22 protein-coding genes are annotated in these 21,153 nt (G+C 66.7%); 11 read left to right on the plus strand and 11 right to left on the minus strand.

Annotated features, from left to right (window positions below; genetic code table 11):
• Positions 1–9 precede the first annotated feature (9 nt).
• The 4 genes from rfbA (at position 10) to ACUZUJ_RS02810 (ending at position 3,926) form a co-directional block, all read left to right on the plus strand.
• Positions 10–897 carry a glucose-1-phosphate thymidylyltransferase RfbA gene (rfbA, locus tag ACUZUJ_RS02795; RefSeq protein ID WP_049443077.1) on the plus strand — a complete coding sequence of 296 codons (888 nt, stop codon included), beginning with the start codon at positions 10–12 and terminating at the stop codon, positions 895–897.
• Positions 894–1,451: a dTDP-4-dehydrorhamnose 3,5-epimerase gene (rfbC, locus tag ACUZUJ_RS02800; RefSeq protein WP_049443078.1), complete on the plus strand. Its 558-nt coding sequence runs from the start codon at positions 894–896 to the stop codon at positions 1,449–1,451. The genes rfbA and rfbC overlap by 4 nt, the downstream gene beginning before the upstream one ends.
• A complete protein-coding gene (gene rfbD, locus ACUZUJ_RS02805; RefSeq protein WP_049443079.1) occupies positions 1,448–2,338 on the plus strand; it encodes a dTDP-4-dehydrorhamnose reductase in 891 nt (296 codons plus the stop codon). Before rfbC ends, rfbD begins: the two co-directional genes overlap by 4 nt.
• Before the next feature lie 199 nt (positions 2,339–2,537).
• Positions 2,538–3,926, plus strand: a complete 1,389-nt coding sequence (locus ACUZUJ_RS02810; protein ID WP_101764916.1) for a hypothetical protein — start codon at positions 2,538–2,540, stop codon at positions 3,924–3,926.
• A 12-nt stretch (positions 3,927–3,938) separates the two neighbouring features.
• On the opposite strand, the gene ACUZUJ_RS02815 is transcribed toward ACUZUJ_RS02810, so the two are convergent.
• Both ACUZUJ_RS02815 and ACUZUJ_RS02820 read right to left on the minus strand, forming a co-directional pair.
• A complete protein-coding gene (locus ACUZUJ_RS02815; protein WP_458220626.1) occupies positions 3,939–5,342 on the minus strand; it encodes a mannose-1-phosphate guanylyltransferase/mannose-6-phosphate isomerase in 1,404 nt (467 codons plus the stop codon).
• A gap of 12 nt (positions 5,343–5,354) precedes the next feature.
• Positions 5,355–6,701: a phosphohexomutase domain-containing protein gene (locus tag ACUZUJ_RS02820; protein ID WP_049443082.1), complete on the minus strand. Its 1,347-nt coding sequence runs from the start codon at positions 6,699–6,701 to the stop codon at positions 5,355–5,357.
• Between the two features lie 139 nt (positions 6,702–6,840).
• On the opposite strand from ACUZUJ_RS02820, the gene ACUZUJ_RS02825 reads away from it, so the two are divergent.
• The 3 genes from ACUZUJ_RS02825 to ACUZUJ_RS02835 are packed head-to-tail and all read left to right on the plus strand — an operon-like array spanning position 6,841 to position 8,843.
• Positions 6,841–7,575 carry a CoA transferase subunit A gene (locus tag ACUZUJ_RS02825; RefSeq protein ID WP_049443083.1) on the plus strand — a complete coding sequence of 245 codons (735 nt, stop codon included), beginning with the start codon at positions 6,841–6,843 and terminating at the stop codon, positions 7,573–7,575.
• 1 nt (position 7,576) lies between these two features.
• Positions 7,577–8,209: a CoA transferase subunit B gene (locus tag ACUZUJ_RS02830; protein ID WP_049443084.1), complete on the plus strand. Its 633-nt coding sequence runs from the start codon at positions 7,577–7,579 to the stop codon at positions 8,207–8,209.
• A gap of 46 nt (positions 8,210–8,255) precedes the next feature.
• Positions 8,256–8,843 carry an alpha-ketoglutarate-dependent dioxygenase AlkB family protein gene (locus ACUZUJ_RS02835; RefSeq protein ID WP_049443085.1) on the plus strand — a complete coding sequence of 196 codons (588 nt, stop codon included), beginning with the start codon at positions 8,256–8,258 and terminating at the stop codon, positions 8,841–8,843.
• Positions 8,844–8,858: 15 nt separating this feature from the next.
• On the opposite strand, the gene ACUZUJ_RS02840 is transcribed toward ACUZUJ_RS02835, so the two are convergent.
• From ACUZUJ_RS02840 to ACUZUJ_RS02860, 5 genes are all read right to left on the minus strand, one after another.
• Complete coding sequence (locus ACUZUJ_RS02840) at positions 8,859–9,821, minus strand: glycosyltransferase family 2 protein (protein ID WP_049443086.1); 963 nt, start codon at positions 9,819–9,821, stop codon at positions 8,859–8,861.
• 124 nt (positions 9,822–9,945) lie between these two features.
• Positions 9,946–10,587: an ABC-type transport auxiliary lipoprotein family protein gene (locus ACUZUJ_RS02845; protein ID WP_049443087.1), complete on the minus strand. Its 642-nt coding sequence runs from the start codon at positions 10,585–10,587 to the stop codon at positions 9,946–9,948.
• Positions 10,584–11,510 carry an MlaD family protein gene (locus tag ACUZUJ_RS02850; protein WP_014035909.1) on the minus strand — a complete coding sequence of 309 codons (927 nt, stop codon included), beginning with the start codon at positions 11,508–11,510 and terminating at the stop codon, positions 10,584–10,586. The genes ACUZUJ_RS02845 and ACUZUJ_RS02850 overlap by 4 nt, the downstream gene beginning before the upstream one ends.
• Positions 11,511–11,513: 3 nt before the next feature.
• Positions 11,514–12,341: an ABC transporter ATP-binding protein gene (locus ACUZUJ_RS02855; protein ID WP_049443088.1), complete on the minus strand. Its 828-nt coding sequence runs from the start codon at positions 12,339–12,341 to the stop codon at positions 11,514–11,516.
• A gap of 1 nt (position 12,342) precedes the next feature.
• Positions 12,343–13,464 (minus strand): MlaE family ABC transporter permease, encoded by a 1,122-nt coding sequence (locus tag ACUZUJ_RS02860; protein ID WP_049443089.1) that lies wholly within the window; start codon positions 13,462–13,464, stop codon positions 12,343–12,345.
• A 92-nt stretch (positions 13,465–13,556) separates the two neighbouring features.
• Here ACUZUJ_RS02860 and ACUZUJ_RS02865 point away from each other — a divergent pair, with 92 nt between their 5' ends.
• Entirely contained in the window at positions 13,557–14,816 is a 1,260-nt protein-coding gene (locus tag ACUZUJ_RS02865; protein WP_014035912.1) for a threonine/serine exporter family protein, read from the plus strand.
• A 116-nt stretch (positions 14,817–14,932) separates the two neighbouring features.
• On the opposite strand, the gene ACUZUJ_RS02870 is transcribed toward ACUZUJ_RS02865, so the two are convergent.
• The 3 genes from ACUZUJ_RS02870 to ACUZUJ_RS02880 form a co-directional block, all read right to left on the minus strand.
• Positions 14,933–15,316, minus strand: a complete 384-nt coding sequence (locus ACUZUJ_RS02870) for an H-NS histone family protein (RefSeq protein WP_049443090.1) — start codon at positions 15,314–15,316, stop codon at positions 14,933–14,935.
• 221 nt (positions 15,317–15,537) lie between these two features.
• Positions 15,538–17,241 carry a proline--tRNA ligase gene (locus ACUZUJ_RS02875; protein ID WP_049443091.1) on the minus strand — a complete coding sequence of 568 codons (1,704 nt, stop codon included), beginning with the start codon at positions 17,239–17,241 and terminating at the stop codon, positions 15,538–15,540.
• Between the two features lie 738 nt (positions 17,242–17,979).
• Entirely contained in the window at positions 17,980–18,354 is a 375-nt protein-coding gene (locus tag ACUZUJ_RS02880) for a DUF4124 domain-containing protein (RefSeq protein ID WP_049443177.1), read from the minus strand.
• Between the two features lie 80 nt (positions 18,355–18,434).
• Between ACUZUJ_RS02880 and pssA the strand changes: the two genes are divergently transcribed.
• Genes pssA through rimI form a run of 3 tightly spaced genes read left to right on the plus strand, consistent with a single transcriptional unit; the run spans position 18,435 to position 20,205 of the window.
• Complete coding sequence (gene pssA, locus ACUZUJ_RS02885; protein ID WP_005415206.1) at positions 18,435–19,211, plus strand: CDP-diacylglycerol--serine O-phosphatidyltransferase; 777 nt, start codon at positions 18,435–18,437, stop codon at positions 19,209–19,211.
• Positions 19,208–19,711, plus strand: a complete 504-nt coding sequence (locus tag ACUZUJ_RS02890) for a hypothetical protein (RefSeq protein WP_049443092.1) — start codon at positions 19,208–19,210, stop codon at positions 19,709–19,711. Before pssA ends, ACUZUJ_RS02890 begins: the two co-directional genes overlap by 4 nt.
• On the plus strand, positions 19,708–20,205 hold the full coding sequence (gene rimI, locus ACUZUJ_RS02895; protein ID WP_049443093.1) for a ribosomal protein S18-alanine N-acetyltransferase: 498 nt from the start codon (positions 19,708–19,710) through the stop codon (positions 20,203–20,205). The genes ACUZUJ_RS02890 and rimI overlap by 4 nt, the downstream gene beginning before the upstream one ends.
• 67 nt (positions 20,206–20,272) lie before the next feature.
• Here rimI and ACUZUJ_RS02900 read toward each other — a convergent pair whose 3' ends face one another.
• Positions 20,273–21,094, minus strand: a complete 822-nt coding sequence (locus ACUZUJ_RS02900; protein WP_049443094.1) for an EamA family transporter — start codon at positions 21,092–21,094, stop codon at positions 20,273–20,275.
• Between the last annotated feature and the right edge of the window lie 59 nt (positions 21,095–21,153).

Genomic DNA, 21,153 nt, shown 5'->3' on the forward strand with positions numbered 1-21,153 from the left:
GGAGATCTCATGACCCAGCGCAAGGGCATCATCCTAGCCGGGGGTTCCGGCACCCGGCTGTATCCGATCACCAAGGGCGTCAGCAAGCAGCTGTTGCCGGTGTACGACAAGCCGATGATCTACTACCCGCTCAGCGTGCTGATGCTGGCGGGCATTCGCGAAGTGCTGATCATCAATACCCCGCACGAGCAGGCGCTGTTCCAGCAGTTGCTGGGCGACGGTTCGCAGTGGGGCATGGACATCCAGTACGCAGTGCAGCCAAGTCCGGATGGCCTGGCCCAGGCCTACCTGATCGGCCGTGAGTTCGTCGCCGGCAAGCCGAGCTGCCTGGTGCTGGGCGACAACATCTTCCACGGCCACGGCCTGCGCGAGGTGCTGCGCAACGCCGACCAGCGTGACCAGGGCGCCACCGTGTTCGGCTACTGGGTGAATGATCCGGAACGCTACGGCGTGGCCGAGTTCGACAACAACGGCAAGGTCATCAACCTGGTGGAAAAGCCCGAGAATCCGCGCTCCAACTACGCGGTGACCGGCCTGTACTTCTACGACGGCAATGCCAGCGACTATGCGGCCGAGCTGAAGCCTTCGCCGCGTGGCGAGCTGGAGATCACCGATCTGAACCAGCACTATCTGCGCGAAGGGCAGCTGCACTTGGAGGCGCTGGGTCGTGGTTATGCCTGGCTGGATACCGGCACGCACCAGTCGTTGCTGGAAGCATCCAACTTCATCGAAACCATCCAGACCCGCCAGGGCCTGCAGGTCTGCTGCCCGGAGGAAATTGCCTTCGGCAAGGGCTGGATCAACGCTGAACAGCTGGAAGCACTGGCGGCGCCGCTGATCAAGAATGGCTACGGCCAGTACCTGCATAAACTCGCTCTGCGTGGAGTCGTTCCGTGAAAGTGATTGAAACCAAGTTGCCCGGCTGCGTGGTGATCGAGCCGGCGGTGTTCGGCGATGCCCGCGGTTATTTCTTCGAAACCTGGAATGCCGAGCGCTTCGCTGCGCTGGGCCTGCCGGATCGTTTCGTGCAGAGCAACGTGTCGACGTCCGCGCAGGGCGTGCTGCGCGGCCTGCATTACCAGTGGCCGCGCCCGCAGGGCAAGCTGGTCAGCGTGCTCGAAGGCGAGGTCTACGATGTGGCCGTCGACATCCGTCGGGGCTCGCCGACCTTCGGTCAGTGGGAAGCGGTGGTGCTGAGCGCGGAGAACAAGAAGCAGTTCTGGATTCCGGAGGGCTTCGCCCACGGTTTCGCCGTGCTGTCCGAGCGTGCGGTGTTCAGCTACCTGTGCACCGAGGTCTACCTGAAGGACTTTGATGCCGGCGTGCGCTGGAACGATGCTGACATCGCAGTGGACTGGCCGGTCAGCGCACCGACCCTGTCGGCCAAGGACGAGAACGCGCCGTTCCTGAAGGACATCGCCGAAGACCGTCTGCCGGTCTACGTCGCATGACGGTGCTGGTGTTTGGTGGCAACGGCCAGGTCGGCCAGGAACTGCTGCGCGCGCTGGCACCGCTGGGCCAGGTGGTCGCGACCACCCGCAGCGGCGTCCTGCCCGACGGAAGTGCCTGCGAAACGGCCGATTTCGGCCAGCCCGACAGCCTGCCGGCATTGCTGGACCGCGTGCAGCCGTCGCTGGTGGTCAATGCGGCCGCCTATACCGCAGTTGATCGAGCCGAGCAGGAGGTCGAAGCTGCCTTTGCTGCCAATGCGCAGGCGCCGGGCGTGATCGCGCGCTGGTGTGCGGCGCATGGCGTGCCGCTCGTGCATTACTCCACCGACTACGTGTTCGATGGCCAGGGCAGCGCGCCCTACCGCGAGGACGAGCCGACCGCACCGCTGGGCGTGTATGGCACCAGCAAGCGCGATGGCGAGGATGCGGTGCGCGCTGCCGGTGGCCGTCACCTGATCTTCCGCACGGCGTGGGTGTATGCATCGCACGGCGCCAACTTCCTGCGCACGATGTTGCGGGTGGGTGCCGAGCGTGACGTATTGCGTGTGGTGGCCGACCAGATCGGTACGCCGACGCCGGCGGCGCTGATCGCCGATGTCACCGCGCAGGCACTGCAGCATCCGGGCCAGCTTTCGGGGACCTGGCACCTGACCGCCAGTGGCCAGACCAGTTGGCACGGTTTTGCCGAAGCGATTTTTGCCGAGGCGCTGGCGGCGGGAGTACTGGCCAAGGTGCCGTCGGTTGAAGCGATTGCCAGTTCCGAGTACCCGACTCCGGCCAAGCGCCCGGCCTGGTCGGTGCTGGACAACCGTAAGCTGCAGCAGGATTTCGGCATCGTGCTGCCGGAGTGGCGGGACGGCCTGAAGCGGGTGATCGCACAGTTCTGATCGCCGGCCGCGCGGTGCGGCGGATGACGGAAGCCCGGCCTTGGCCGGGTTTCTGCTTTTTCGCGCTGTGCAACGTTTCGAACCAGGCATTGCTGAGCGTGAGTACGCGCGAATCCGGTGCTGCTGAACTACCATGCGCAACTGGATTCTCCCGCGCAGTGCGTCGAAGTTGCTGCGCTTGTACCTGGAAGGACGCTCCATGAATCTGCCTGCTTTGCACGCCCGCGCATCGCGAAAGTGGTCTCCACTCATGCTGGCACTGGGTGTCGGTGCGCTGGCGCTGCTGGCACGACTGCTGTACGTACAGTTCTTCGCTACGCCGATGCCCTACATGGATCAATGGGATGGGGAGTGGGCCTCTGCGCTCAAACCATGGCTGGAAGGAACATTGCAGTGGCAGATGTTGCTCGCGCCGCACAATGAGCATCGCATCCTGCCCACGCGCCTGGTCACCCTGCTGTCGTATGCCGTCACCGGGCAGTGGAACAACGTCTACGAAGCACGGGTCGCGGCGGTCGTGTTCTGCTTCATCCCCGCATTGCTGGTCTGGCACGCGTTTCGCGACGCGGGCGCTGCTGTGGGTCGCTGGATGCTGCTGCTGTTGGCGATTCTGCTGTCAGTCCTGCCGTTCGCGTGGGAGAACTTCCTCGTTGGCTTCCAGTCGCAGTTCTACTTCCTGATCCTGTCCAGCATCGTGGCCATCGCACTGGTGGCCAGGCACCATCAGAATATTGTGGCATTGCCTGCTGCGATCGCACTGAGCGTGTTTGCGAGTGTCACCATGGCATCGGGCCTGCTGACCGCAGTGGCAACAGCTGCGACCTGTGTCCTGGCCTGCATCTGCCTTCCCGGCCGACGAGTGCCGGCGTTGTGCGCAACAGCAGTGCTGGCGGCCGTCGCGATGGTCGCCTACGCTCAGGTTCCCGTGATCGAGGTCAATACGGTCTTGCGTGCGCAGAGCGCAGGCGAGTTCATCTACGCCGCGTCTCGGGTTCTGGCGTGGCCCATGCGGTCAGGTGGGTTCGCACTGGTCATCTGGCTGCCTGCCACCGTGATGGTCGTGCGCATGGTGATCCGCCGGCAAGCATCGCCCACCGACCTGCTGATGGCAGGACTCTGCATCTGGTCTGCGCTTCAGGCATTGGCCATCGCCTATGGCCGCGGCCATGACATGAGGGCGCCGATGTCCCGCTATACGGAACTGTTTGTGCCTGGCTTGTTTGCCAACGCGTGGTTTGCCATCCAATTGTGGGGCCTGGCTTCGAAGGGCCCGCGACTGCGCACGGCAAGGCGTACGGCGGTGCTCCTGTTCGCGCTTGTCGTTGCATATCCACTGCTGGGCCGGATCGGAAAGGATGTTGCCAAGCTCCAGCATTTCAGCGCGGCAGCGCGGCTGCAACAGGACAATGTCCGGCGCTACCTTGCGGGCGCTGACCTCCGTGCGCCGCAGGCGGGCGAGTTCGAGCTGCCGTATCCCGACACGAACCGCCTCAAGTCCTATCTGGATGATCCGGTCCTGCGCCGGATCCTTCCTGTAGACCGTGCCGGATCGGCGCCCCTGGAGGGCGCCGGAGCTCAGCGGCGCTGAGAGTTGAACCCGTCAGCTACGCCCGTAGGTGTCCTCGAAGCGAACGATATCGTCTTCGCCCAGGTAACTGCCGGACTGCACTTCGATCAGTTCCAGCGGCAGTTTGCCCGGGTTGCGCAGGCGATGGGTCACGCCCAGTGGAATGTAGGTGCTCTGGTTCTCGCTCAGCAGGATGACTTCGTCACCCCGGGTCACCTCGGCGGTGCCGCTGACCACGATCCAGTGTTCGGCACGATGGTGGTGCATCTGCAGGCTCAGCGTGCCGTCGGGCTTGACCGTGATCCGCTTCACCTGGAAGCGGGCACCGTTGTCGATCGAATCGTAGGCGCCCCACGGACGATAGACCTTGCGGTGCCAGGTCGCTTCACTGCGGCCTTCGGTCTTCAACTGTGACACCACTGTCTTGACCTCCTGCATGCGGTCAGCCTTGCCGACCAGTACCGCATCGTCGGTCTCCACCACGATCACATCGTCCAGGCCGACCATCGCCACCAGGCGCTGGCCATAGGCATAGGTGTTGCGGCAGTCGATGGCGATCACATCGCCCTGGTGGGCATTGCCGTCACCATCCTGCTGCGAGACGTCGCGCAGTGCGGTCCACGAACCGACATCATTCCAACCCGCGTCGAGCGGGATCACCACCGCATCGGCGGTCTTCTCCATCACCGCGTAGTCGATGGAATCAGAGGCGACGGCGGCGAAGGCGGCCTTGTCCAGGCGCGTGAAGTCGGTGTCGCGGCGGGCCAGCTGCCATGCGCTGCGGCTGCCGGCGAGCATCTCCGGCTGGAAGCGTTCCAGCTCCTGCAGGTAGCGCGATGCCTTGAACAGGAACATGCCGCTGTTCCAGTAGTACTGGCCGCTGGCCACGTACCCGGTAGCGGTGTCCAGGTCCGGCTTCTCGACGAAGCGTTCGACGGCACGAAGGCCCTGGCCGTCGGCGGCCTTGATGTAGCCGTAGCCGGTTTCAGGGCCCGTGGGCACGATGCCGAAGGTCACCAGCTTGCCCGCCTCGGCAGCACTGGTGGCTGCCTGGACGACGCTGCGGAAGGTGGCTTCATCGCTGATCACGTGGTCCGAAGGCAGCACCAGCAGCAGCGCATCGGCGCCGTCGCGGGTCGCTTCCAATGCCGCTACCGCGATGGCCGGCGCCGTATTGCGCCCCATTGGCTCAAGGATGATCGCAGCCGGCTCGGCACCGACCTGGTGCAGTTGCTCGGCGGCGACAAAGCGGTGTTCCTCGTTGGCGATCACCAGTGGACCACGGCTGGCAATGGGGGCCACCCGCTGCCAGGTAGCCTGCAGCATGGTCAGCTCGCCGGCCAGTGGCAGGAACTGCTTCGGGTAGGACTCACGTGACAGCGGCCACAAGCGGGTGCCGGAGCCACCGGAGAGAATGACGGGCTGAATGATGCTCATGGTCTTCCTTGGTTATTGCTGAAGGAGGTGGGAAATTTCGTCGGTGCGCGCCTGCATCAGCGCGGCATCACCGCGGGCTTCGACATTCAGGCGCAGCAGCGGCTCGGTGTTGGAACTGCGCAGGTTGAAGCGCCAGTCGCCGAAATCGGCGCTGATGCCATCGGTGTAGTCCAGTGCGGGCGCCAGCGCGGCGAAGTGCTCCATCACGCGTGCCACGGCGGCCTTGGCATCGGCCACCTTGAAGTTGATCTCTCCGCTGCACGGATAGGCCGCCATGCGATCTTCGACCCAGTCGGCCAGTGAACGTCCGCTTTCCGAAATCAGCTGGGCGATCAGCAGCCACGGGATCATCCCGGAGTCTGCATAGGCGAACTCGCGGAAGTAGTGGTGGGCGCTCATCTCGCCGCCATACACCGCATCTTCCGCGCGCATCTTCTCCTTGATGAAGGCGTGGCCGCTCTTGCACAGCACCGGCACGCCGCCGGCGGCTTCGACCATTTCCACCGTGTTCCAGACCAGGCGCGGATCGTGTACGACCTTGCCACCGGGCTGGCGGGCGAGAATGGCCTTTGCCAGCAGGCCGACCAGGTAATAGCCTTCGATGAAACGGCCGGTGTGATCGAAGAAGAAACAGCGGTCGAAGTCACCGTCCCAGGCGATGCCGAAGTCGGCGCCGTGTTCGCGCACGGCCTCGGCGGTGGCGGCGCGGTTCTCCGGCAGCAGCGGGTTGGGGATGCCGTTGGGGAAGTTGCCATCGGGTTCATGGCAGATGCGGATGAATTCCAGCGGCAGGTGCGGCGCCAGCAGGTCGACGATGGCACCGGCGCCGCCGTTGCCGGCATTGACCACCAGCTTCAGCGGCTTGAGCTTGCTGGCGTCCACGTAGCCCAGCAGGTGATCGATGTAGGCGCTCTTGTCGTGGCGCGCGGTCTGCGCCGCAACCGGTGGCTGTGCGGCGCCGGCATCGGCGGCCACCGCGTCGGAGATCGCGAACAGGCCGGTATCGGAACTGATTGGCCGTGCGTTTTCCTTGACCAGCTTCATCCCGTTGTAGTCCATGGGGTTGTGGCTGGCAGTCACCATCACACCGCCCGCGGCGCCCAGGTGGTCGGTCTGGAAGTAGACCTCCTCGGTGCCGCACAGGCCGATGTCGATCACTTCGCGGCCCACACCACGCAGGCCGGCGGCCAGCGCGTCCTGCAGTGCCGGGCTGGTCAACCGGACGTCATGACCCAGGACCACCGGGCCCGGGGCGAGCTGAGCGGCCAGGGCGACGCCGATGCGGCGGGCGAGGTCTTCGTTCAGTTCTTCCGGGACGCGGCCACGGATGTCATAGGCCTTGAAGGCGGGCAGGGGCATTGATCAGGTCCAATGTGGGCACAGCCCTTGATTGTACCGCCAGCCCGGTATGGGAATCGTCTCCATGCCGCAACGCCACGTGACCGGCCGGCGCGCTGGCCTAGAATGAGCGGATTACATCAACCAGGTGAGGGCGTAGATGAGCAACCCGGCAACGACCGGCGGCAAGCGCGGCAAGCGCTTCGCCAGTGCGGCGGAGGCCCTGCAGGGGGTGGTCGCCGATGGCCAGACCCTGGCCGTGGGCGGCTTTGGCCTGTGTGGCATTCCCGAGGCGCTGATCGCTGCCTTGCGCGACAGCGGCGCCAAGGGCCTGACCGTGATCTCCAACAATGCCGGCGTCGATGGCTTCGGCCTGGGCCAGCTGCTGGAAACGCGGCAGATCAGGAAGATGATTTCGTCCTACGTGGGCGAGAACAAGGAATTCGAGCGGCAGTTCCTGGCCGGCGAGCTGGAGCTGGAATTCAACCCGCAGGGCACCCTGGCCGAGCGCCTGCGTGCCGGTGGCGCGGGTATTCCGGCGTTCTTCACGGCCACCGGCTACGGCACGGTGGTGGCCGAGGGCAAGGAAACCCGCGAATTCGACGGCAAGCACTACGTGATGGAGACTGCGCTGCGCGCCGACGTGGCGCTGGTCAAGGCCTGGAAGGCCGACGAGGCCGGCAACCTGGTGTTCCGCAAGACCGCACGCAACTTCAACCCGGCCTGCGCGATGGCCGGCAAGGTCTGCATCGTGGAAGTGGAAGAGGTGGTGCCGGTCGGCGCCATCGACCCGGACCAGGTGCACCTGCCGGGCATCTATGTGCACCGCATCGTGCACAACGCGCATCCCGAGAAGCGAATCGAACAGCGCACCATCCGCGCGGAGGGCAACTGACATGGCGTGGACCCGTGATGAGATGGCCGCACGCGCGGCGCGCGAGTTGACCGATGGTGCTTACGTGAATCTGGGCATCGGCCTGCCGACGCTGGTGGCCAACCACATTCCCGAAGGCGTGGACGTGTGGCTGCAGTCGGAAAACGGCCTGCTCGGTATCGGCCCGTTCCCGACCGACGCCGAAGTCGACGCCGACCTGATCAATGCCGGCAAGCAGACCGTCACTGCACGTGCGGGCGCCAGCTACTTCGGCAGCCACGACAGCTTCGCGATGATCCGCGGTGGCCACGTCAACCTGGCTATCCTCGGTGCCATGCAGGTGACCGACAAGGGTGACCTGGCCAACTGGATGGTGCCCGGCAAGATGGTCAAGGGCATGGGCGGTGCGATGGACCTGGTCGCTGGTGTGCAGCGCGTGGTGGTGCTGATGGAGCACACCGCCAAGAACGGCGAGCACAAGATCCTGGCCGAATGCACGTTGCCGTTGACCGGCGTGGGCGTGGTCGACCGCATCATTACCGACCTGGCCGTGTTCGACGTGACTGACAAGGGCCTGCTGCTGGTGGAAGCCGCGCCAGGTGTCAGTGATGAGGAACTGCAGGAAAAGACCGGCGTCGCGTTTCTTCGCGGCTGAAGGTGCAAGGGCGGCCCAGGGCCGCCCTGTTTCTTGAGGGGGTGCCATGCTGTTTCCCCATACGCTGCCCGATGCCGATGTGTTGCACCTGCCGGGCTGGCTGGCCGCGACCGATGCCGACCGGCTCATGGAGGCGCTGCAGGCCGGCGTGCCGTGGGAGGTCCACCGCATCCGCATGTTCGGCAGCTGGGTGGACTCGCCACGGCTGAGCTGCTGGATCGGCGACCCGCAGGCCCGCTACCGTTACTCTGGTGCCGAGTTCGTGCCGCACCCGTGGCCGCCTGTGTTGCTGGCCGTGCGCGAGCACCTGCAGGCCGAAGGACACGGCCACTTCAACAGCGTGCTGCTGAACCGCTATCGCAGTGGCGGTGACTACATGGGCTGGCATAGCGATGACGAGCCGGAGCTGGGGCCGGCCCCCGTGATCGCTTCGCTGAGCCTGGGTGCCGCACGCCGTTTCCTGCTGCGCCGACGCGACGACCCGGCGCGCAAGGCTGAATTCGTGCTTGGCCACGGTGACCTGCTGCTGATGGCCGGGCAGACCCAGCGCTTCTACCAGCACGCGCTGCCGAAGATGGCGCGGGTGCAGGGAGAGCGGATCAACCTGACGTTCCGGTGGATCCAGCCCGGCTGATCCTGGGCCGAAGTGTCAGGCGCGCAGCAGATCGATGCCGGCAGACAGCACGCCGCGGCCGAAGTGGCCATAGTTGCCGCGTAGCAGTTCACCGAACACTGTCGGGATACGCCGCAGGCGCGAGCTCGGCAGACTGGCGCGCACGGCGATATGACGTCGCTTGCGTTCGATCCAGGCCAGCTGGGTAGCGGGCAGGCCGCGCGCGCGCGCGCGCTCCAGCAGCTGGCCGCATTCCACCCGCTCGCTTTCCAGCTGGCGCTTGCGTCGTACCGCGCGTGGCGTGGCATCGTTGCCACCAAGGCCCAACTGATTGTTGCTGTGCAGGCGGTAATCAATGAGCGTCTCGGAAAGGCTGTCGATCTCCCCGCGCATGGCAGCCAGTGTGCCGATCCAGGCGTCGTGTACCCAGTCCGATGCCGGCAGCGGAAGTGCGTCGGCCAGGACCGACCGGTGCAAGGCCATTGCGGCACCGGTCATCAGCTTGCGCTTGAGCATCAATCGGAACCCGTCGCCGGCATGCATCCGTGCCTGTTGCGCGGTGCCGTAGTGCAGCGCGGTGAACAGGGTCTGCGGCATGGGCTGACCTGCATCATCGATCAAGCGAGCGTCGCAGTGCAGGACGCGCAGGCCAGGGCGTGCATCGAACTCGGTGCAGAAGCGTGCGACCTTGTCGGGATGCCAGACATCGTCCTGGTCACACAGGAAAATGAGCGTGCCGGTGCAGGCGCGCAGTGCGCCATCGAAATTGCGCCGATAACCCACGTTCTGTGGATTGACCTGCAGGTCAACCGAGATACCCGCAGCCTCGGCGCGTGGCACGAAGGCCCGCAGCAGCACCAACGTGCCATCGGAGGACACGTCGTCGCGGATCACGATCTGGTCCGGTCGGCGTGTCTGTGCCAGCAGGCTGTCGAGCTGCTCCTGCAGGAAGCGCTCACCGTTGTACGTGCAGACGGCGATGGAGACGGATGCGGGCATCAGCGAGGGAATGGGCCGTGGCCTGTGATTATCGCACGCACCTGCTGCAGCGCCGACGGGCATGGACCGGTGCTACCTGAATCTGGAGGCGGCAGCGCCGGGCCATGCCCGGCGACTGCGGCGATCAGCGCGCGACGGTCGGCTGGTCGGCCTGCCCGCTCTGCAACGTCCAGCCCACCATGTCCTGTGCCAGCTGCTGCAGGCCGCGCTCGAAGGCCGCGGTCACCGCCGGTACATCGGTGCTGCCGACGGGCTGCGCCTGGCGGAAGGTGCGGTCCGCGACCACGCGCTGGTCGGCGACATGGATCAGCTTGGCGTTGACCTCGATCACCACCGTCGGCGTGGCCTGGCCCTGGTAATCCGATTCGAAGCGGCGCACGTCGGTGGACAGCTTGTAGTCGGCGCGGATGCCGGCGGTGCTGCGGGCCACGCCGCGGATGCGACCTGAATCCTCGAAGCCGCGCAACAGGGTGTCCTCGATCATGTCGGTGGCCGGCTGGGCCCAGCTGGCGCCCTTGTAGATCTCCAGCTGCGACGGTGTCGGCCGCACGTTGATGCGCGGGCTGTCGACCATGCGCGCGGCGCTGGGCTTGGCCAGCACCAGCTGCCAGCTGGCCTGCGGCCAGGCCGGGTCTGCCTTGACCTGCACGGACGGCGAGTACAGCGTCACCGCGGTCTTCTCGCTGCTGCCAAGGATGGAGCAGCCGCCCAGCAGGGTGACCATCGAAGCGGCCAGCAGCAGGCGCGGGAGGGTGGTCGGGCTCATTTGGGTTCGAACTCCTTCGGTGCGTCGCGGCCCAGCAGGTAGCGCGCGGGGTTGTTCTCAAGACGGTCGCTGACCCGGCGCAGGTCGCGGATCAGGCCGCGCAGTTCGGTCAGCGTCGGGCCCAGCTGGCCGAGGCCATCGTTGGCAAAGCTGTTGATCGCGGCGCGGTTCTCGCCAAGGATCGAATCGGCGTTGCCGGCGGCCGAATCGAGCTTGGCCAGGGTGCCGTCGAGCTTGTCGATGATGCCGGGCAGCTGCTGCACCAGGTTCTTGTCCAGGCGCTCGATGGTGCCGTTGGTGGTCTTCAGCGTGGTGTCCAGGCTGCGGGCGGCGTCGCGCGCGCTGAGCAGCAGCGCCTGCGTGCCCTGGTCACGGTCGGCCAGGCCGCCGCTGATTGTCTCCAGGTTGGCCAGCGTCGCGTTGATCGAGGCCACGTTGCGGTCGCTGAGGATCTGGTCCATGCGCTCGACGATGCGGTTGGCGACGTCGGTGATGTTCTGCAGCGCAGAGGGTGTGGTCGGGATGATCGGCGCCGGGTCCTTGTTGACCGTGGTCAGCGCCGGCGACTGCGGCGTGCCGCCGCTGAGCTGGATGATCGACGGGCCGGTCAGGCTGGTGATCGCCAGCTTGGCGCGGGTATCGGTCTTGACTGGCGTGTTGGAGTTCAGGCGGATGCGCGCGACCACCTGGCGCGGGTCGTCCGGCACCAGGTTCAGCTCGGTGATCGAGCCCACCGCGATGCCGTTGTACTGCACCGGGCTGCCCACCGACAGGCCGGTCACCGCTTCGCGGAACACCACGCGGTACTCCTGCCAGGTGCGGTCGGAGGAGTACTTGGCGGCCCACAGGCCGAAGGCCAGCAGGGCCAGGCCGGTGATCAGGGTGAACGCGCCGATCAGCACGTAGTTGGCTTTGGTTTCCATGGCTCAGGCACTCTCGATCTGTTCGCCACGCGCGGCGCGCGCGCGGGGTCCGTGGAAGTATTCCTGGATCCACGGATGATCCAGTTTCTCGATGTCAGGCAAGGGTGCGTTGGCCACCACCTTGCGGTCGGCGATCACCGCGACCCGGTCGCAGATCGCGTACAGCGTGTCCAGGTCGTGGGTGATCAGGAACACGGTCAGCCCCAGTGCTTCCTGCAGGGTCTTGATCAGGCGGTCGAACGCCGCCGCGCCGATCGGGTCGAGGCCGGCGGTGGGTTCGTCCAGGAACAGCAGCGGCGGATCCAGCGCCAGTGCCCGGGCCAGGCCGGCGCGCTTGCGCATGCCGCCTGACAGCTGCGAGGGCAGCTTGTTGATCGCGTCGGCGGGCAGGCCGGCCAGTTTCACTTTCAACAGCGCCAGTTCGTAGTGCCAGCGCTCGGGCAGCTCGCGATGGTGTTCCTTCAGTGGCACCTGCACGTTCTCGCCCACGGTGAGCGAGGAGAACAGGGCGCCGTCCTGGAACAACACGCCGGTGTTGCGCTCGATGTGCAGGCGGCTCTCGGTATCGTCGGCACGCGCGTCGCGGCCGAGTACTTCGATCTGCCCGGCATCGGGCACGCGCAGGCCGAGGATCGAGCGCATCAGCACCGACTTGCCGGTACCGGAGCCGCCGACCACGCCCAGGATTTCGCCGCGGCGTACGTCCAGGTCCAGGTCTTCGTGCACGGTCTGGCTGCCGAAGCGGTTGACCAGTCCACGCACGCGGATGGCCAGTTCGTGGCCCTGGTCGTCGCGCATGTCGATGGGTTCGGGGAGGGCGGATGTGCTCATGTCACCAGTCCATGTGCATGAACCACAACGCCGCGAAGGCGTCGATGATGATCACCAGCGAGATCGTCTGCACCACGCTGGAGGTGGTGCGCTCGCCGACCGACTGCGCGGTGCCCTCGACCTTCAGTCCTTCCAGGCAGCCGATCAGGCCGATCACCAGCGCGAACACGGGTGCCTTCGCTAGGCCGACCAGCATGTGCCGCACTTCCATCGTCTCGTGCATGCGCGCGATGTACATCTGCGGCGGGATGTCGAGGTCGAACGCGCCGACGGTGATGCCGCCGGCCAGGCCGGCGACCATCGCGATGAAGGTCAACAGGGGCAGGGTGACCAGCAACGCCAGCAAGCGTGGCAGCACCAGCAGGTCGACCGGGTCCAGGCCCAGCGTGCGCATCGCATCGATTTCCTCGCGTGCCTTCATCGCACCGATCTGCGCGGTGAACGCACTGGCGGTGCGGCCGGCCAGCACGATCGCCGTCAGCAGCACCGCGAACTCGCGCAGGAAGGCGATGTTGACCAGCTCGACCACGTAGATCTCGGCGCCGAAGTCGCGCAGGATGGTCGAACCGAGGAACGCGATCACCGCGCCGACCAGGTAGGACAGCAACGCCACCAGCGGTACCGCGTCCAGCCCGACCTGCTCCATCTGGTGCACGGTGGCGGTCAGCCGGAAGCGGCGGGGTTCCTTGACCAGCCGGGCCGCCTTGACCAGGTTCTCGCCGAGGAAGCTGCACAGCGCCTTGATGTTGTGGCCGGTGGTGTGGACGCTGACGCCCAGCCGTTCCAGCGCGGCCAGCACGCCGAAATCGCGCTTGGGCTTGGGCCGGTCGTCGGCCACTTCCTCGATGGTGCACACCAGCGCCTGGTGGTCTGCGCGGAACTGCAGTGCGTCTTCGTGCAGATCGGCACGATGGGCCACGCGCAGCACCTGCAGCACGCCGGCCGAATCCAGCTGTTCGATGCCGGTGGCATCGATGCCGGTCAGTTTGTCGGGAACGCCGTGCAGGACCTCGGCCGCGGCCAGCGCGGTCTTCAAGGTCCAGGTACCGGACAGGCGGATCAGGCCCGGGTCGTGGGCATCCTGTTCGAGCTGGGGGGCGTGGTTCGGGGTCACTTGGGCCATTCGGATCGCAGCATAACCGTTCTGTATCGGGCTTCGCGTCGAACTCGGATGAATTTCTCCGGTGGGCCCCAGCGTAGGTAATACTACGGCGCATGTCCGCAGACGCTCACACGATCCCCACGCCCCAGGCCACCTACGCACAGCGCGTGGCCTTTGTTTCCGAGATCGCCGGACGCCTGCACAGCTATGGCACCACGGCCCAGCGCCTGGAAACGGCGGTGGTGGCACTGGCCCGCCAGCTCGATCTGGATTGTGAACCGTGGTCGAATCCCACCGGTATCATCCTGAGCTTCAGCGATCCGGCGCAGGCGATCGGCTCCAGCGACATCACCCGCGTGATCCGCCTGGCGCCCGGTGAGAACGACCTGCACAAGCTCAGCGTCGCCGACCATATCGCCGAAGAAGTGTCCAACGGGCGGATGAGCATCGCCCAGGGCCACACTGCACTGCGCCAGCTGGACAAGGATCCGGGCCGGCGCGGCAAGCTGCGCACCATCCTGTCGTTCAGCCTCGGCGCGGCCGGCGTGGCCGGGATGTGGAAGCTGCCGTGGCTGGACATTGCCACGGCCGGTGTCATCGGCCTGATGATCGGCCTGCTCGGCATGGTCACCGATCGTCGCCCGGCCACCCGCGAAGCGGCCGAGGCGCTGGCGGCGCTGCTGGCCGGCATGGTCGCCACCCTGGTGGCGTCCTTCATTGGCGCGCTCAACCTCAACACGGTGATCATCGCCTCGCTGGTGGTGCTGCTGCCCGGCATGTCGCTGACCAATGCGGTCAATGAGCTGGCCAGCCAGCACTGGGTGTCGGGTACCGCGCGCTTTGCCGGTGCGCTGACCACCATCATGAAGCTCAGCGTCGGCGCGATGATCGCAGTGACCCTGGCCGACGTGCTCGGCCTGGACCCGGTGATCCGCGCCACGCGGCCGCAGGGGCCATGGGTGGAATGGGGGTCGCTGCTGACGGCGGCGTTCGCCTTCGCGATGCTGTTCAAGGCCAACCGCCGCGATTACCCGTGGGTGATCGCCGCCTCGGTGGCCGGTTATGCGATCTCCAAGTTCGGCGGCCACGCCTGGGGCGCGCCGGCTGGCATCTTCCTGTCGGCGATGCTGCTGACCGCCGGCGGCAATCTGTTCGGTCGCCTGGTCGGGCGTCCGGGCGCGATCATCCGCCTCCCGGGCATCATCATGATGGTGCCCGGCAGCACCAGCCTGCGCGGCGTGCTGACCCTGGTCCAGCAGCAGGACGTGGGCGCCGGCCAGAGCGTGTTCCTCACCGTGCTCAACGTGGTGATGGCGCTGGTGGCGGGCCTGCTGTTCGGCAACCTGCTGATGCCCGCGCGCAAAACCCTGTAATCCCCCTCTGGGCTGCTTCCTGTGGGTGTGGACCGTTGGTCCACACACCTTTCCTTTCCGGGGAGTGAAAAAACGCCGGCTTTCGCCGGCGTTTTTCAGTGCATCCCGATCCGGCCTCAGGCCTTCTTGATCAGGAAATCTTCCGGCTTCTTGTTGCCCTTGGCGGTCAGTTCAGCCATCCAGCGCGGCTGCTTGCCACGGCCGGTCCAGGTTTCCTTGGGGTTGGCCGGGTTGCGGTACTTCGGGGCAACCTTGCCCAGCTTGCGGCCGGCGGTCTTCGACGGTGCCTTGGTGACCTTGGCCACCTTGCGCGCGCGCGGGGCCGGGGCGTCGCCGAACAGTTCCTCGATGGTGTAACCCTCGGTCTTGGCCAGCTTGGTCAGCTGGGCGCGAACCTTGGTGATCGGCCGGCGCTTGGCGACGATGGTCTGCTGCTTCTTCGCGGTGCGGATCAGGGCGCCCAGCTCGCGCGCCGACAGGCCGGTCAGGTCAATGCTCATTTACGGTTACTCCGGAAACTAATAAGTGGACGGGACAAGCCAGTCCATGGCGTCGGCGGACAGAATAGAGATGAATTAATCCAAGCACAAATGCAGGCAGGACATGCCGTGGCGGCATGCCGACGCTGTCGCGGTGATTTTGACCGGATTATGTCCGCTGCAATATCGGCCCGCGCTGGCGCAGGCAAAAAAAGACCGGGGCAGGCCCCGGTCTTTCCACGTCAGCCCTGCAGTCGCTGCAGCAGGGTCGCCTTGTCCAGGCTCTCCGCGTCGCTGGCGCGGCGCGAGCGGTACTCGTAGGTGCCAGCGGCCAGGCCGCGTTCGCTGACCACCACGCGGTGCGGGATGCCGATCAGTTCCATGTCGGCGAACATCGCGCCCGGGCGCAGGCCGCGGTCGTCGAGTGCCGCGTCCAGGCCCGCGTCGCGCAGCTCCTGCAGCAGGTTGGCAGCGGCGTCGGCCACGGCGGCGTCGCCCTTCGGGTTGATCACGCACACCACCACCTGCCACGGCGCCATCGCGTCCGGCCAGATGATGCCGGCATCGTCATGGTTCTGTTCGATCGCGGCAGCCACGACGCGCGAGATGCCGATGCCGTAGCAGCCCATCGCCATCACCGCCGCCTTGCCGTTTTCATCCAGCACGGTGGCATCCAGCGCTTCGGCGTACTTGCGGCCGAGCTGGAACACGTGGCCGACTTCGATGCCACGGGCGATCTTCAGTTCACCGCCGTCCACGGCACGGTCGCCGGCACGCACGTTGCGGATGTCGGCCACTTCCGGTTCCGGCAGGTCGCGGCCCCAGTTGACGCCGGCCAGGTGGAAACCGGCCTCGTTGGCGCCGACGACGAAGTCGGCCATCGCCGCCACTTCGCGATCGGCGACCACGCGGATGGCCTTGGCCGGGGCGACCGGGCCGAGGAAGCCCGGCACGCTGCCCAGGTGCTCGGCGATTTCCGCCTCGCTGGCGAAGCGCTGCTCGTCCAGGCCGGCGACCTTGGCCAGCTTGATCTCGTTGACCTCATGGTCGCCACGCACCAGCGCCAGCACGAACTGCTGTGCCTTGCCTTCGCCGGCGATCAGCGCCACCGACTTCACCGTGCGCTGCAGGTCGATGCCGAGCAGGGCCGCGACGTCCTCGCAGGTCTTCTGGGTGGGGGTATCCACCTTGCGCATCGTTTCGGTGGCGGCCGCACGCGGTGCCGGATCGGCGGCGATCGCCGCTTCCATGTTGGCTGCGTAGTCCGAGCCGGTGGAGAACACCAGCGCGTCCTCACCGGAATCGGCGATGACGTGGAATTCCTGCGACGCATCGCCGCCGATCGCACCGGAGTCCGCCTGCACCATGCGGAAATCCAGGCCGAGGCGGGTGAAGATGCGGCTGTAGGCCGACTTCATGTTCTCGTATTCGCGCACCAGGCACTCATCGTGCAGGTGGAACGAATAGGCGTCCTTCATCAGGAACTCGCGCGAACGCATCACGCCGAAGCGCGGGCGGATCTCGTCGCGGAACTTGGTCTGCACCTGGTAGAAGTTCACCGGCAGCTGCTTGTAGCTGGACAGCTCGCTGCGCGCGAAGTCGCAGGCGGCTTCCTCGGCGGTCGGGCTGTAGCAGAACACCTGGTCCTTGCGATCCTTGATCTTCAGCAGCTGCGGGCCGAATTTCTGCCAGCGGCCGGTCTGCTCCCACAGTTCCTTCGGCTGGATGGTCGGGATCTGGAATTCCACGGCACCGGCCCGGTCCATTTCCTCGCGCACGATGCGTTCGACCTTGCGCAGCACGCGCAGGCCCAGCGGCGACCAGGTGTACAGGCCCGATGCCAGCTTGCGGATCATGCCCGCGCGCAGCATCAGCCGATGGCTGGTCAGCTCGGCGTCGCTGGGGGTTTCCTTGGTGGTGTGCAGGTGGAACTGGGAGAGGCGCATCGTCGGCTTCGGATAACGGCAGAGACGTCTATTCTGCCAGCCCGGCCGGGGGGAGGGGTATCGGCAGGGCTGCGCCCTGCACCCGCCTGAAGCAACGTCAACGGCAACGGCAACAGCAAGAACGGGTTTCCTGGGAGATGGCGGGGTGGGTCCGGTTGCGGGGGGCGCCGTGAATACGTCCATGTAGGCTCGGTCGCGGCTTGCTCGTGTGCGCTGTCCTGCGCACACGGCAAGACCAGGGTTGGGCTTCCTGCCCAACCCGCCCGAGGCATGCCTCGGGCCCATGCGGCTCACGCCCCCGCAACCGGCCCCACCCCGCCTTCGACAGTTTCCTGCGAGCTGTCGGAACAGCTCGTGGGGTCAGATCCGTTTTCCGCAGGAAAACGGATCTGACCCCGGATTCAATTCGATATCTGACAGATTTCATCCACGCATGGCGTGGATCTACTGACCGTCACTAGCGGTCTGTCAGGGGCGGGGCGGTGTGGGGTGGCAGGACCGTTGGCGCCATGGATGGCGCCATCGAGCCCCCATGGGTGAGGGCGCTTTGCTTGCGAAGCACTGCTTCGCAAGCGCCCGAACGCACAGCCGCCTGCGGCTGGGCCGGACCGCGGAGCGGGGTTTACGGCGTGTCCTGCCACCCCACACCGCCCCGCCAAACCCACAGAAAGCCCAGAGCTGGCTGTTGCCCTTGCTGTTGCCTCTGCGGGTGCAGGGCTGCAAGCCCTGCCGATACCCTCACTGTGCTGGGCAGTAGGCCTTGATGGCGGCTTCGGCCAATCCCTTCTGCGCGGTGTGCTGCTCGGGGGTCAACGGGGTATCGGGCTTGCCATCGCCATCGGTGTCCTGCATCACCTGGCCGCCACCGTCCAGCAGGGCCAGGTTGGCCCGGGCCGTGCTGCACTGCTCGGGGACCGGCGCGGCCGGGGTCTCGGTGCTGGCCGCGGCCTGCGGGGTGCGGGCCTGCTCGCGGGTCTCGAACTTCTTGCCCGCCGGCGGGGTCTCCGAGTACTGGGTCACGCCATGGGCGTCCTTCCATTTGTAGACGGGGCCGGCCACGGCGTTGGCACTGGCCAACAGCAGCAGGCATCCAAGGCAGGACAGGGCACGCATGGCAAACTCCACGGAATGGGCGCAGAACGCCGATTGCAGCATTGGCGCCGACCGCTGGCAAGTCGATTAAACTGGATTCCATGGACCCGATCACACCGCCGCCGCGCTCGCGCACGATTTACCTGCTGCCCAACCTGTTCACCACCGCCGGCCTGTTCGCCGGCTTCTACGCGATCATCGCCGCGGCCAACGGGGATTTCGTCAATGCCAGCATCGCCGTGTTCGTGGCGGCGGTGATGGATGGCCTGGACGGGCGCGTGGCGCGCCTGACCGGCACCAGCAGTGAATTCGGCGTGCAGTACGACTCGCTGGCCGACCTGGTCAGCTTCGGCATGGCCCCGGCGCTGGTGATGTACCACTGGTCGCTGTCGTGGCTGAAGTTCGACGATCCGCTGCTCGGCCGCGTCGGCTGGGCGGTGGCCTTCCTGTATGCGGCCTGCGCGGCACTGCGCCTGGCCCGCTTCAACACGCAGGTGGCGGTTGTCGACAAGCGCTGGTTCGTCGGCCTGGCCAGCCCGGCTGCCGCAGGCCTGATGATGTCCTTCGTCTGGGCGTTCGCCGATGGCAACCTGGGCTGGGACGGCAACCAGCTGCGCTACGTGGCACTGGCGGTGACGATCATCGCTGCGCTGCTGATGGTCAGCCGCATCCGCTTCTGGAGCTTCAAGGGCGGCGCTGCCAAGGGCACCCGGTCGGACCGCGTGCCGTTCCTGGTGCTGGCACTGGTGCCGGTGGCCATCGCCATTGCGGTCATCGACCTGCCGCGCGTGCTGTTCGCGGTCGGCATCCTGTACGCCTTGTCCGGCCCGGTGATGTGGGCCGTGCAGCGCCTGCGCAAGAAGCCCGAGGCGGCGTGAGCGAGGACCTGCCCGTGCTGTGGTCACCGGCCCAGCAGGCCTGGCTGCAGGCCATGGGCTATACCGTCTATCACGACGGCCAGCTGGCTGCCGAGCTGGATGCCGCGCTGCAGTTGAGCGTGGCCGAAGCCGAGGCCAGCGTCGCCGCGCCGGAACCGGTGCGTGCCGCCGTGCCGTCGCGCGAACAGCATGCCGGGCCGGCGCCCGCAGCCCGCCCGGAACGCCCGGCACCGCCGCGCCGCGAAACGCCGGTCAGCTCCCCGGACACCGTACCGGCGGCTGAGCGCCCGATGCCCAGCGGCAACGCACGCCAGCCGGTGGTCCGCCTGCCGGATCGCCTGCAGATTGCGCTGCTGCGTGCGTCCGGCTGCAACCCAAACGACCCGGCAACGCAGCGATTGATGGACAGCTGGCCGCTGGACCAGCTGCGCCACGACCCGGCCGCCAAGCGTGCGCTGTGGCCGCAGCTGCGTGCCCTGCGCAAGCGAGGCACGCCATGAGTGCGGTCGCCCGTCCCGGCCCGGTCAGCCTGCGTGCGCTGCGCGAGAGCGACCTCAATGCGGTGATGGCGATCGAACTGCGCGGCTACCCTTTCCCCTGGACCCGCGGCATCTTCATCGACTGCCTGCGCGCCGGCTATCCCGGCCTGGCGATGGAGCGCGATGGCCTGCTGATCGGCTATGGCGTGCTCAGCATCGCCGCCGATGAAGCGCACGTGCTGAACATCTGCATCGATCCGCTGGCGCAGTCACGCGGGCTGGGTCGCCAGCTGCTGCGCGCACTGGTGCAGCTGGCCGCCGACCGCGGCGCACAGCGCGTATTCCTGGAAGTGCGTCCGTCCAACGCGCCGGCGCTGGCGCTGTACCACAGCGAAGGATTCAACGAGATCGGCCGCCGCCCGCGCTACTACCCGGCGGCACAGGGCCGCGAGGATGCGGTGGTGATGGCGATCGAACTGGTCGACGGCGACCTGCAGACAATGCCGCCGCTGTAGCGGAGAAGGGTTGCCGGCCAGCGGCCGGCACTACCGGTAGCCGCCAACCTTGGTTGGCACGCTTTCCTCACGCCATCCGCAGTGCAAGCACGCCGCCCACGATGAGCGACGCTGCCAGCCAGCGCGCGCGTGGTATGCGTTCGCGCAGCAGGAACACCGAGATCAGCAGCGCGAACAGGATTGACGATTCGCGCAGCGCCGAGACCATCGCCACCGGTGCCTGGGTCATCGCCCACAACGCCATCGCATAGGAGGCCGTGGTGCCGACGCCACCGGCCAGGCCCAGTGGCCAATGCTGCCGCGCATAGTCCAGCACCGCGCCGCCGCGCGTGTACAACGCCCACAGCGGCAGCGGAATGCCCGACAGCAGGAACAGCCACAGCGTGTAGCTGAGCGCGCTGCCTGACTGCCGCGCACCCTGCGCATCGACCAGTGTGTAGGTGGCGATCATCGCCGCGGTCAGCAGCGGCAGGCGCAGCTGGCCGCCGCGTGCACCCAGTGCCATGCACAGGATGCCGGTGCTCACCAGCACCACACCCAGCCACGCTGCGGCGGGCAATGGCTCACCGAGCACGGTGCCCGCCAGCGCGACCAGGATCGGCGCGCTGCCACGCATCAGCGGGTAGGCCAGGCTCATGTCGACCTGCTGGTAACAGCGTGCGACCAGCCCGTAATAGGTCACCTGCAACAGCACCGACGCGCCCAGCCAGGGCCAGCTGTGCGCAGCCGGGAAGGGCAGGAAGGGGAGGGCAGCGGCCGACAGCAGCGCGGCACTGCCGGTCACCAGCACGGTACCGAGGAACTTGTCCGGCCCGCGCTTGACGATCGCATTCCAGCTGGCATGCAGCGCCGCGGCAGCGAGGACAAGCAGGAAGATGGAAAGCGGCATCCGCCGATGATGCCATGCGGGGCAAATGGAAACGCCGGGCATCGCCCGGCGTTTCCGAT

This window comes from Stenotrophomonas sp. S4 (genome assembly GCF_054187805.2).

What these genes read in the sequence shown, in the direction of transcription:
- rfbA (WP_049443077.1), top strand. Translation starts at nt 10, where the DNA reads ATGACCCAGCGCAAGGGCATCATCCTAGCCGGGGGTTCCGGCACCCGG.
- rfbD (WP_049443079.1), top strand. Translation starts at nt 1,448, where the DNA reads ATGACGGTGCTGGTGTTTGGTGGCAACGGCCAGGTCGGCCAGGAACTG.
- ACUZUJ_RS02810 (WP_101764916.1), top strand. Translation starts at nt 2,538, where the DNA reads ATGAATCTGCCTGCTTTGCACGCCCGCGCATCGCGAAAGTGGTCTCCA.
- ACUZUJ_RS02815 (WP_458220626.1), bottom strand. Translation starts at nt 5,342, where the DNA reads ATGAGCATCATTCAGCCCGTCATTCTCTCCGGTGGCTCCGGCACCCGC.
- ACUZUJ_RS02820 (WP_049443082.1), bottom strand. Translation starts at nt 6,701, where the DNA reads ATGCCCCTGCCCGCCTTCAAGGCCTATGACATCCGTGGCCGCGTCCCG.
- ACUZUJ_RS02825 (WP_049443083.1), top strand. Translation starts at nt 6,841, where the DNA reads ATGAGCAACCCGGCAACGACCGGCGGCAAGCGCGGCAAGCGCTTCGCC.
- ACUZUJ_RS02830 (WP_049443084.1), top strand. Translation starts at nt 7,577, where the DNA reads ATGGCGTGGACCCGTGATGAGATGGCCGCACGCGCGGCGCGCGAGTTG.
- ACUZUJ_RS02835 (WP_049443085.1), top strand. Translation starts at nt 8,256, where the DNA reads ATGCTGTTTCCCCATACGCTGCCCGATGCCGATGTGTTGCACCTGCCG.
- ACUZUJ_RS02840 (WP_049443086.1), bottom strand. Translation starts at nt 9,821, where the DNA reads ATGCCCGCATCCGTCTCCATCGCCGTCTGCACGTACAACGGTGAGCGC.
- ACUZUJ_RS02845 (WP_049443087.1), bottom strand. Translation starts at nt 10,587, where the DNA reads ATGAGCCCGACCACCCTCCCGCGCCTGCTGCTGGCCGCTTCGATGGTC.
- ACUZUJ_RS02850 (WP_014035909.1), bottom strand. Translation starts at nt 11,510, where the DNA reads ATGGAAACCAAAGCCAACTACGTGCTGATCGGCGCGTTCACCCTGATC.
- ACUZUJ_RS02855 (WP_049443088.1), bottom strand. Translation starts at nt 12,341, where the DNA reads ATGAGCACATCCGCCCTCCCCGAACCCATCGACATGCGCGACGACCAG.
- ACUZUJ_RS02860 (WP_049443089.1), bottom strand. Translation starts at nt 13,464, where the DNA reads ATGGCCCAAGTGACCCCGAACCACGCCCCCCAGCTCGAACAGGATGCC.
- ACUZUJ_RS02865 (WP_014035912.1), top strand. Translation starts at nt 13,557, where the DNA reads ATGTCCGCAGACGCTCACACGATCCCCACGCCCCAGGCCACCTACGCA.
- ACUZUJ_RS02870 (WP_049443090.1), bottom strand. Translation starts at nt 15,316, where the DNA reads ATGAGCATTGACCTGACCGGCCTGTCGGCGCGCGAGCTGGGCGCCCTG.
- ACUZUJ_RS02875 (WP_049443091.1), bottom strand. Translation starts at nt 17,241, where the DNA reads ATGCGCCTCTCCCAGTTCCACCTGCACACCACCAAGGAAACCCCCAGC.
- ACUZUJ_RS02880 (WP_049443177.1), bottom strand. Translation starts at nt 18,354, where the DNA reads ATGCGTGCCCTGTCCTGCCTTGGATGCCTGCTGCTGTTGGCCAGTGCC.
- pssA (WP_005415206.1), top strand. Translation starts at nt 18,435, where the DNA reads ATGGACCCGATCACACCGCCGCCGCGCTCGCGCACGATTTACCTGCTG.
- rimI (WP_049443093.1), top strand. Translation starts at nt 19,708, where the DNA reads ATGAGTGCGGTCGCCCGTCCCGGCCCGGTCAGCCTGCGTGCGCTGCGC.
- ACUZUJ_RS02900 (WP_049443094.1), bottom strand. Translation starts at nt 21,094, where the DNA reads ATGCCGCTTTCCATCTTCCTGCTTGTCCTCGCTGCCGCGGCGCTGCAT.